This is a genomic window from Methylobacterium ajmalii (assembly GCF_016613415.1).
In the GTDB taxonomy this organism is placed as follows: Bacteria; Pseudomonadota; Alphaproteobacteria; order Rhizobiales; family Beijerinckiaceae; genus Methylobacterium; species Methylobacterium ajmalii.
In genome coordinates this window covers 22,958-31,581 of sequence record NZ_JACWCT010000174.1, presented here as the reverse complement: position 1 = coordinate 31,581, position 8,624 = coordinate 22,958, and the positions used below count along the sequence as shown (strand labels likewise).

Annotated in this window: 8 protein-coding genes and 1 tRNA gene; 2 read left to right on the top strand and 7 right to left on the bottom strand. The window is 72.2% G+C overall.

What is annotated here, in order from left to right; translation table 11 throughout:
* The first annotated feature begins 27 nt into the window (after positions 1-27).
* Positions 28-104 (top strand) — tRNA-Met (locus tag HPY23_RS30560).
* 898 nt (positions 105-1,002) lie between these two features.
* Positions 1,003-2,295: a pentapeptide repeat-containing protein gene (locus HPY23_RS30555; RefSeq protein WP_413231107.1), complete on the top strand. Its 1,293-nt coding sequence runs from the start codon at positions 1,003-1,005 to the stop codon at positions 2,293-2,295.
* A gap of 33 nt (positions 2,296-2,328) precedes the next feature.
* On the opposite strand, the gene HPY23_RS30550 is transcribed toward HPY23_RS30555, so the two are convergent.
* The 7 genes from HPY23_RS30550 to HPY23_RS30520 form a co-directional block, all read right to left on the bottom strand.
* A complete protein-coding gene (locus HPY23_RS30550) occupies positions 2,329-3,078 on the bottom strand; it encodes an ABC transporter ATP-binding protein (protein WP_091891534.1) in 750 nt (249 codons plus the stop codon).
* The gene (locus tag HPY23_RS30545; protein WP_091891531.1) at positions 3,066-3,821 is read right to left on the bottom strand and encodes an ABC transporter permease; all 756 of its coding nucleotides are present in this window, start codon (positions 3,819-3,821) and stop codon (positions 3,066-3,068) included. Before HPY23_RS30545 ends, HPY23_RS30550 begins: the two co-directional genes overlap by 13 nt.
* 10 nt (positions 3,822-3,831) lie before the next feature.
* Positions 3,832-4,872: an ABC transporter substrate-binding protein gene (locus HPY23_RS30540; RefSeq protein ID WP_091891529.1), complete on the bottom strand. Its 1,041-nt coding sequence runs from the start codon at positions 4,870-4,872 to the stop codon at positions 3,832-3,834.
* Positions 4,873-5,064: 192 nt separating this feature from the next.
* Complete coding sequence (locus tag HPY23_RS30535) at positions 5,065-5,388, bottom strand: YnfA family protein (protein WP_060849579.1); 324 nt, start codon at positions 5,386-5,388, stop codon at positions 5,065-5,067.
* A 143-nt stretch (positions 5,389-5,531) separates the two neighbouring features.
* A complete protein-coding gene (locus HPY23_RS30530; protein WP_236017717.1) occupies positions 5,532-6,545 on the bottom strand; it encodes an SDR family oxidoreductase in 1,014 nt (337 codons plus the stop codon).
* A 99-nt stretch (positions 6,546-6,644) separates the two neighbouring features.
* Positions 6,645-7,493: a formyltransferase family protein gene (locus tag HPY23_RS30525; RefSeq protein ID WP_091891523.1), complete on the bottom strand. Its 849-nt coding sequence runs from the start codon at positions 7,491-7,493 to the stop codon at positions 6,645-6,647.
* A gap of 37 nt (positions 7,494-7,530) precedes the next feature.
* Positions 7,531-8,304, bottom strand: a complete 774-nt coding sequence (locus HPY23_RS30520) for an SDR family NAD(P)-dependent oxidoreductase (RefSeq protein ID WP_091891520.1) — start codon at positions 8,302-8,304, stop codon at positions 7,531-7,533.
* Between the last annotated feature and the right edge of the window lie 320 nt (positions 8,305-8,624).

Here is an 8,624-nt window from a genome sequence, read left to right as displayed (position 1 = left end):
ATTCCCTCATTACGAAAACACCCTTGGCGCGGGGTGGAGCAGCCCGGTAGCTCGTCAGGCTCATAACCTGAAGGTCACAGGTTCAAATCCTGTCCCCGCAACCAAACCAAACGAAAAACCCCGCTGGCGGAAGCCGGCGGGGTTTTTCGTATTCCGGCTGTCGCGCCCTCCTCCCCGCTCCGAGGGATCGAATGAGTGCCCCTTCGGCCCACTGGACCAGCACGAACGACGAGAACTGATCGCCGGAGATGGGCCGTTTGAGGTTTATCTGCTCAGCTTACCCGAAGGATTCAGCACCTCGAATCGGGAGCGGCCGATGCTTGATCCGAAATCTCTCGCCCGCGATGTGGTGACGCCTCTCGGTCATGCGTGCCAGTCGAGTGACTGATCTGGCAAGTATAAGGACCGACCCCTGCGCCTCACCGGCCGTTCCGATCACGCCGATGGACGGCGATGGTCGCGTCGATCTCCCGGCTCTGCGCAGGCTCGTCGCTCGCCTGTGCGCCACCGGCATCGACTGATCGGTCTTCTCGGGAGCACCGGCTTCTACTCCTACCTCGTCCGGGAAGAGCGGTGTCGAGCGCTCGATGCAGCCCTCGACGAGGCGGTGCGCTCGGCGCAGCACGCCCGGGATCCCTGCTCGATCTCTGCCACGCTGCGCCGCCGCGGCCGATTCTACCGCTCGACGACGAGGCGCGGGCCCAGGTGGCCGCGGTGATCAGAACGCTCGATCTGCGATAGGCCGTGCCGCCTCGAAGGCATCAAGGTTCGTTCGCGGGGGATACCCGACGCCGCGAAGGGACGGAGGCGCCGCCCGGTCCCGGCCCCGCCGTTGCATTCCCGACAGGTCCGTGGCTGATACCCTCGGCGTCGCCTCGATCTCGACAAGGAACACCACTCCGCCATGGCATGGACGGGCTCGTCACGCGCGAACGGTACCGAGCGGTGACCCTTCGACCCCAGCCCCTGCTCGACCTCCGCCTCGGCGACCTCCTCGCGGAGATTGCCGCCAAGGGCGGTGCGTTGCGCCGCGACGCCCTCGACCTGCGCGGGGCGAATCTGAGCCGCGACCGCCTCGCGCCGTTGGCGCGCGAGGCGGGCTGGTGGGACGCGGACCGCGAGGGGCTAAACCTCGCCGGGGCCGAGATGCCGAACAGCACCCTCGAACAGGCCGACCTCACCGGTGCCACCCTGAAGCGGGCCCGACTGCCCGGCGCCCTCGCCCGCTCGGCCGACTTTTCCGGTGCGCTGATCGAGGAGGCGGATTTCGGCAAGGCCGACCTCAGCGGCGCCCGCTTCGTCGGTGTGGCCGGCGGACAGGCCGACTTCACCGAGGCGATGCTGGAGGATGCGAGCTTCCGGGATGCATCGCTGCGCTTCGCCCGCCTGCCCCGCAGCCTGCTCGACGGTGCGGATTTCTCCGGCGCCGACCTCTGGGGCGCCGACTTCACCGGGGCGGATGCCGACTACACCACCTTCCGCGGCGCACGCCTCGACGAGGTGACTCTCTCCGATACCAACCTGACCCATGCCGATTTCGAGGGCGCGAGCCTGACCAAGGCGCGGCTCGTCGGCTCGCGCCTGCGCAACGCCAAGCTCACCGGCGCCAAGCTCGACGGGGCCGACCTGTCGGGGGCCGACCTCGCGGGAGCGACGCTGGTACGGCTCGACCTGACGTCCTGCGCCCTGCGCGGGGCCCGGTTCGCCGGCGCCTGGCTCAACGGCACCCGGTTCCGGGCGGCGCAGATCGGCGAGGCGGTCGGCGAGGAGATCGCCGGCGACTACGAGGCCGCGAAGGCGAGCTACCTCGCCCTTGAACAGAATTTCGAGAGCATCGGCAGCCGCGACGAGGCCGGCTGGGCCTATCGTCGGCGTCGGCGGATGGGGCGGATGCATGCCGGCGCGCTGTTCCGCGCGTCCTGGCGCGATCGCGACCGGCGCGGCCTGCTGCGCCACGGCTACCGCTGGATCGCTGATCGCTTCGTCGAATGGCTGTGCGACTACGGCGAGAGCCTGTCGCGGCTGTTTCGCGCCTTCGCGATCCTGATCGCGGTGTTTGCCGGTCTGTTCGGCCTCACCGGCGGCCTGATCCCGGAGGGCACGAGCGCGGCGACCTACAACGCCCTCGACCTCCTGAGCTACAGCGCCCTCAACATGATGACGGCGAACCCGCCGGAGATCGGCATCAAGCCGGTCGGCCGGGTGACCAACCTGCTGGTCGGCGTGCAGGGCGGGACCGGCATCGTGCTGATGGGGCTGTTCGGCTTCGTGCTCGGGAACCGGCTGCGGCGCTGAGCGAGGCGGTTCCCCGGGGCTGTGGCCTGCTTGTCAGCACCCCGCCCCCATCAGTTCCTCCCGGATCACCTGCGTCATCGCCTTCAGTTCGGGCGCGGCCCGGTCGCGCGGCTGGGCGGCCGCGATCCGGTGCGCCGCGACGATCCGGCCGGGGCTCCCGGCCAGCACCACCACCCGGTCGGCGAGGTAGACCGCCTCTTCGATGTCGTGGGTCACGAACAGCACGGTCTGGCCGGAGGCGCGACAGAGCCGGGACAACTCGTCCTGGAGCGACTCGCGGGTGAGCGCGTCGAGGGCCGAGAACGGCTCGTCCATCAGGAGGACGTGCGGCTCGACCGCGAGCGCGCGGGCGAGCGACACCCGCTGGCGCTGTCCGCCGGAGAGCTGGAAGGGCCAGCGCCCGGCGAGATCGGCGAGGCCGACCCGCTCGAGGGCGGCGAGCGCCCGCCGGCGGCGCTCGGCCCGGGGCAGGCGCAGCTTCTCAAGCCCGAAGGCGACGTTGTCGAGCACCCGGCGCCAGGGCAGCAGGCGCGAATCCTGGAAGACCAGGGCGACGGCCCGGCGGCCGGGTTCCGGCTCGCTCACCGAGACGGTTCCGGCGCTGGGGCGCACGAGGTCGGCGATGACGCGCAGCAGCGTCGACTTGCCGACGCCGGAGGCGCCGACGATCGCCAGGAACTCGCCGGGCTCGATGGCGAGGTCGAGATTCGACAGCACCGTGGTCCGGGCGCCGTCGCGGGTGAAGGTCAGGGCGAGGCCCTGGATCGCGATCAGGCCCGCCATCTCAGCATCCAGCGTTGGAAGGCGGTGAAGCCGGCATCGAACACGCCGTAGAGCAGCGCCATGGTGAGCATGTAGACGACCACGATGTCGGTCGCGAGCAGCGTCGAGGCCTGCATCATCCGCTGGCCGAGGCCCGCGACCCCGAAGATCTCGGCCGCCACCACGGCCATCCAGGCCTGGCCGATGGCGGTGCGCACGCCGACGAGGATGCCCGGCATCGCGGCCGGCCACACCACGGTAACCAGGCGCTCAGGCCCGGAGCGGAAGCCGAAGGCGGCGGCGAGCTCGATCAGGTCGCGATCGACCCCGCGGATCGCCCCGTGGGCGGCGAAGTAGACGATCCAGAACACGCCGATCGCGACGATGAACAGGGCCGCCTCCGGGCTGACCCCGAACCAGATGATGGCGAACGGCACCCAGGCGAGACCGGGCACCGGGCGCAGCACCCGCACGATCCAGGCGGTGAGCCCTTCGGCGGTGCGTGACATCCCCGTCAGCGTGCCGGCGGCGATGCCGAGACCGACCCCGAGCGCGAGGCCGGCCAGGTAGTGGCCGAGGCTGCCGGCGACCGCAGCGAGCCACTGGCCGGAGCGCAACTCCCGCAGAAAGGCCTCCGGCAGCACCGAGGGCGGCGGCAGGAAGGCCGGGTTGACGAGGCCGAGCCGCGGCACGGCCTCCCACAGGGCGAAGAAGGCTGCGAGCCCGACGAGCGGAAGCAGGGTCGCGGTGGCGCGGGCTCTCACGGGGCCGGTCTCACTTCCCCGCGACGGCACGCTCGTAGAAGCGCGGCTCGAACAGCCCGTCGAGGGGCACCTCGCGGTCGAGCGCGCCGAGCTTCACCTGATAGCGCTGCATCGCCGCCGTCGCCTCGACGATGGCGCGGGGATCGGCGGCAAAGCGCGTCGCCGGCGACACGAGGGCGCGGCGGATGGTGGCGGTGTCGACGAGGCCCTTGCCGAGGCTCGCCTCGATGATCGGGGCGACGCGCTCGGGGTCGCGGCCGATGAGGTCGATCGCCCGCACGATGCCGGTCACGATCGCCTGGACGGCGTCGGGCTCCTTATCGAGGAGCGCCCGGGTGACTGCCACCACGGTGCCGGGCTGGTTGGGGAACATCTCGCCGCCGAGCGCCATCAGGCGGATCGCCGGGTTGCGGCCGGTGACGATCGAGACTGCGGGCTCGCGCAGGATCCCGCCCTCGACCGCGCCGGCGAGGACCGCCTGCTGGGTGGCGTCGATCCCCATCGACACGATGGTCACGTCCTTCGGGTCGGCCTTCGCCACCTCCCACAGCCAGTGCTGCAGGGTGGTGTTGGGCACCGAGCCGAGGGGCTGGGTCGCGAGCCGCGCCGGCGTGCCGGCGGAGTCCCGGTAGCGCTTGAACACCTCCGCGGGGGCGACGCCCTTCTCGGCGAAGCGGGCGAGCTTCGGGCCGGCGACGAAGACGTTCTCCTCGACGGAGGTCGCCGCCACCACCTTCACGTCGATGCCCTTCGCGCGGGCGACGCCGAGCGGCGCCACGCCGGCCACGTAGACATCGAGGGTACCCGAGGCCAGCGCCTGGATCATGTTCGGGCCGGACTCGAAGGTCGTGATGCCCAGCGAGAGACCGGCCTCCTTCAGCCAGCCCTCCTTCTCCGCGACGATGATCGGCGCCACCGCGAGGATCGGGATCAGGCCGACCCGCAACGGCGCGCTCCGCGCTTGCGCGAGGACCGGCGTCCCGAAGCCCGGCACGGCCCCGGCCGCGAGGGCCGGGGCGGCCGCGAGGATGCTGCGTCGCGTGAGGGTCATGGCGGGCCGTCTGACAGGAAGGATCGCGCCCGCTTAGGGTATCCTCCTGCCGCCGCGCAAGAATGGCGCGGATATAAGATCGAACACCTCTCAACGAGCGGTATAATGGATGAAAATCCTCCTCCCGCGCGCCGGGAGAGAAGAATGTTCAGCGAGCCCCGGGTGCGGTGACGCCGCTCGCGCCGATTGGTCTCAGCCGCGCGGTGCGAGCAGGATCACGGCGGCACCGGCGAGGCAGAGGGCGGCCCCGGCGCAGTCGAACCGGTCGGGCTGCTCGCCCTCCGCGGCCCACAGCCAGACGAGCGAGGCCGCGATGTAGATCCCGCCATAGGCCGCGAAGGCGCGGCCCGCGGCCTCCGACCCGGTGAGCGCGAGCAGGAACGCGAAGGCGCCCAGCGCCGCCGCCCCCGGCACGAGCCAGAGCGGCGAGGCGCCGAGCCGCCACCAGGCCCAGACCGAGAAGCATCCGGCGATCTCGGCCAAGGCCGCGGCGGCGTAGAGGAGGAGGGTCGGCATCGCAGGTGGCATGGCGAGCTTGTCCCACGCCATGCCGACCCGCGGAAGCGATCCCATACCGTCGCGCCTTGGCATCGGCGCCGACACCCGTTCGGGCTTGCCTCGCACCGTCGAACGGCGCCATTCGCGACGGCGCGGCGGTCTCAGGCCCGCCGCTTCATCAGCGCCGCCGCCGCGAGGCCGACGCCCGCCATCACGGCGCCGGTGGTGAGCGGGTGGAGTTTTGCCCGCGTGTAGGTGCTGGTGTGGCGCACCATCCCCGGATGGTCGCCGCGGACATGGCCGTCCTGGCCCGGCCGGTGGAGCGACCCGTGCGGATCCCGCGGCGGCTCGGATCGCAGTTGCTGGCCGGCCATCACGGCGCCCAGCCGGTCGAAGGTGCCGGGGGCGAGCTTCTTGAAGCCGGTCATCGCCCGGCCGCCGCCGCCGACGATGATGTCGCGCTGCGGATAGACGGCGGCGTGCAGGATGGCGTGGGCGACCTCGTCCGGGTGGTAGACCGGCGGCGGCAGCTTAGGCTCCCGGTCGAGGTAGTTGCGGGCGTGCTGCGGCAGCGGCGTGTCGATCGCCGAGGGCTTGATCAGCGTCACGGAGACGGGGGCCAGATCCTGCTCCAGCTCCGAGCGCAGGGCGTCGGTGAAGCCCCGGATGGCGTGCTTGCTCGCCGAGTACATGCCCTGGAGCGGGATCGCCATGTCGGAGGCGATGCTGCCGAGGTTGATGATCGCCCCGCCGTGCCGGCGCAGGTGCGGCGCCGCCACCAGCGAGCCGTAGACCACGCCCCAGAAGTTTGTCTGGAACAGCCGGTCGTGGTCATCGTCCGAGACTTCCTCCAGGCGCCCGTAGAGGGAGATGCCGGCATCGTTGACCCAGGTGTCGAAGCCGCCGAAGCGCTGCACCGCCTTGTCGGCGATGGCCTGCACGTCCTCGCGCCGGCCGACATCGGCGACGACGTGGGTCGCCTCCCCGCCCGCCGCCTCGATCTCCTCCTGGATGGTCGCCAGCGCCTCGGCGTTGCGCGCGGCGAGGACGACCCGCGCGCCCGCACGCGCCGCCATCCGGGCGGTAGCGAGCCCGATGCCGCTTGAGCCGCCGGTGATCACGATCACCTGCCGGTCGAGGGGCTTGTGCGCTTGTCTCATGTGCGCTCGGCTCATGAAATCCTCCGTACAGGGTGGGGGTATCATGGCCACAACGAAGCCGGACGCGCTTCGTTCATTCGGGTCGGCGCCCACGCGGATCTCGGGGCGCGGATCTCAGGGCTTGAGCGATAGGCTCAGGGCCTCGCGCAGGTCCCCGGCATCGACTAGGCGCCGCCCTCGCCGCTTGAGGTCGCGTAGCTGGGCCGGGCTCGGGAAGCCGCAATAGGGCAGCACCGGGACGTGCCGCCCCTCGGGCAGCGCGCCCGACCGCTCGGCCTCGGCCAGGACGCGTTCGAGCGGCGGCCGCCCGGCCTCGTGCAGCAGCACGGCGGCGCGCGAGGCGGTGACGTCCGGGGGCAGTGCCACGGTTTCCTGCGCCAGGATCCCCCCGGCATCGATCTCCGGCGCGAGGCGGTGCACCGTGATGCCGAATTGCGGCGTCTCGTCGAGGAGCGCGTGCAGGGTCGGCACCGGGCCGCGGTGGCGCGGCAGCAGCGAGGGGTGGACGTTGAGCCCGCCCGCCGGCGCCGCCGCCAGGGTCGCGGCGTCGAAGATCTGGTCGAAGTGGAACGACAGGATCAGGTCGGCCCGGTGCTGGCGCAGGTGCCCGGTCGTCTCCGGCCCGTTCACGTCGGTGATGGTGGCGTGCGGCAGGCCGAGGCGCCGGCACAGGGTCCGCAGCGGGGTGGCCTCGGGCACGTCGCGGCTGCCCGCCAGCGCCTGGGTCGCGGGGGCGAGCCCGCGGGCGAGGTCGGGCAGGCCGAAATTGACCGCCAGGTAGGGCAGGAAGCCGGCACCGGAGCGCCCGAGATGGCGCCGGACCTGGCCGGTCAGTCCGCCGGTGCTCGGCCGCTCGGGATCGGACAGGCCGACGAAGGCGATCCGCGCGGCGTTGTCGGCGACGAAGCGGCGCACCGCCCGGGCGTTGGGCAGGGCTTCGAGGGTGAACAGGGCGATCCGCAACCGGGTCTTCTCCGTGACGGGGAATGGTGTCGGGGGATCAGCGCTGCTGGCGCTCGCTCATGCGGAAGCTGAAGCCGCGCATGCCGAGGCGGCGCCAGGATTCGGGAATCAGCGCGGCGCCCCGCGCCGCCGCGGCGAGCGCCGCCGGGAAGGCGATCACCGCTTCGTCGCGGGCGAGCCCCTTGGCGATGCGCGCCGCCGCCGCCTCGGCGCTCATCTCGAGCGGGCGCCAGCCCTCGTAATCGGCGCCCATCGCGGTCTTCACGTAGCCGGGGCAGACCACGTTCATCCGCACGCCCTGCGGCGCCAGCTTCTCGCGCAAGGCCAGGCCGTGGGCGAGCAGCGCCGCCTTGGTGCCGCTATAGGCCGGGGCGTCGGGAAGCGGCGCGTAGGCGGCGAGCGAGGAGATGAGCGCGACCTGCCCCCTGCCCCGCTCCGCCATCCGGGCGACGGTGGGCAGCGCCACGTTGAGGGCGCCCATCAGGTTTACGTCGAGGACCAGGAAGGCGGTCTCCTCGGCCTCGAGGCCGCCCTGCGGATGGCCGCCGTTGACCCCCGCATTGGCGATCACGAGATCGAGACCGCTGCGGGCGTCGACCTCGGCGATCCAGGCCCGTACGCCGGCCCGGTCGCGCACGTCGAGCGCCCGGGTCTCGACCGTCGCGCCCTTGCCCCGGCAGAGCGCCGCGACCGCCTCCAGCCGCTCGGCCCCGCGGGCGTTCAGGACCAGTGTGGTGCCGGGGGCGGCGTAATGCTGCGCCAGCGCCGCGCCGATGCCGCTCGAGGCGCCGGTGATCAGGATGACGGGCATGGCTTCTCTCCCGGACGATCGGAACGCGGCGGCATCGCGGCGCCTGCGGGCATAGTGCGCAGGCCCGCGGCGGCGTTGGGCGCGGCCTGGGGGGCGCCTGTAGCATGCCGGCTTCGGCGGACGCGCGAAAAAATCCCCCGCGGCAAGGAAGAGGTCATCGGAATTCGTCTAAGGAGAGAGGGCGCGGGACCGCGGCCGCGGCGCCCGGCCCCGAGACGGCCGGCTCCGCCCCCGACGGGCGCGCCGTGCTTGACGGGGCCGGGGTGAGTGTGGAACGGCGCCTGCTCCGGGTCGCGAGCGCCTGGGCGGCACGGTCCGCA

Excerpts from the sequence above, each read along its gene's own strand:
- HPY23_RS30550 (WP_091891534.1), bottom strand. The coding sequence starts at position 3,078 with ATGGCGGGCCTGATCGCGATCCAGGGCCTCGCCCTGACCTTCACCCGC.
- HPY23_RS30540 (WP_091891529.1), bottom strand. The coding sequence starts at position 4,872 with ATGACCCTCACGCGACGCAGCATCCTCGCGGCCGCCCCGGCCCTCGCG.
- HPY23_RS30535 (WP_060849579.1), bottom strand. The coding sequence starts at position 5,388 with ATGCCGACCCTCCTCCTCTACGCCGCCGCGGCCTTGGCCGAGATCGCC.
- HPY23_RS30530 (WP_236017717.1), bottom strand. The coding sequence starts at position 6,545 with ATGAGCCGAGCGCACATGAGACAAGCGCACAAGCCCCTCGACCGGCAG.
- HPY23_RS30520 (WP_091891520.1), bottom strand. The coding sequence starts at position 8,304 with ATGCCCGTCATCCTGATCACCGGCGCCTCGAGCGGCATCGGCGCGGCG.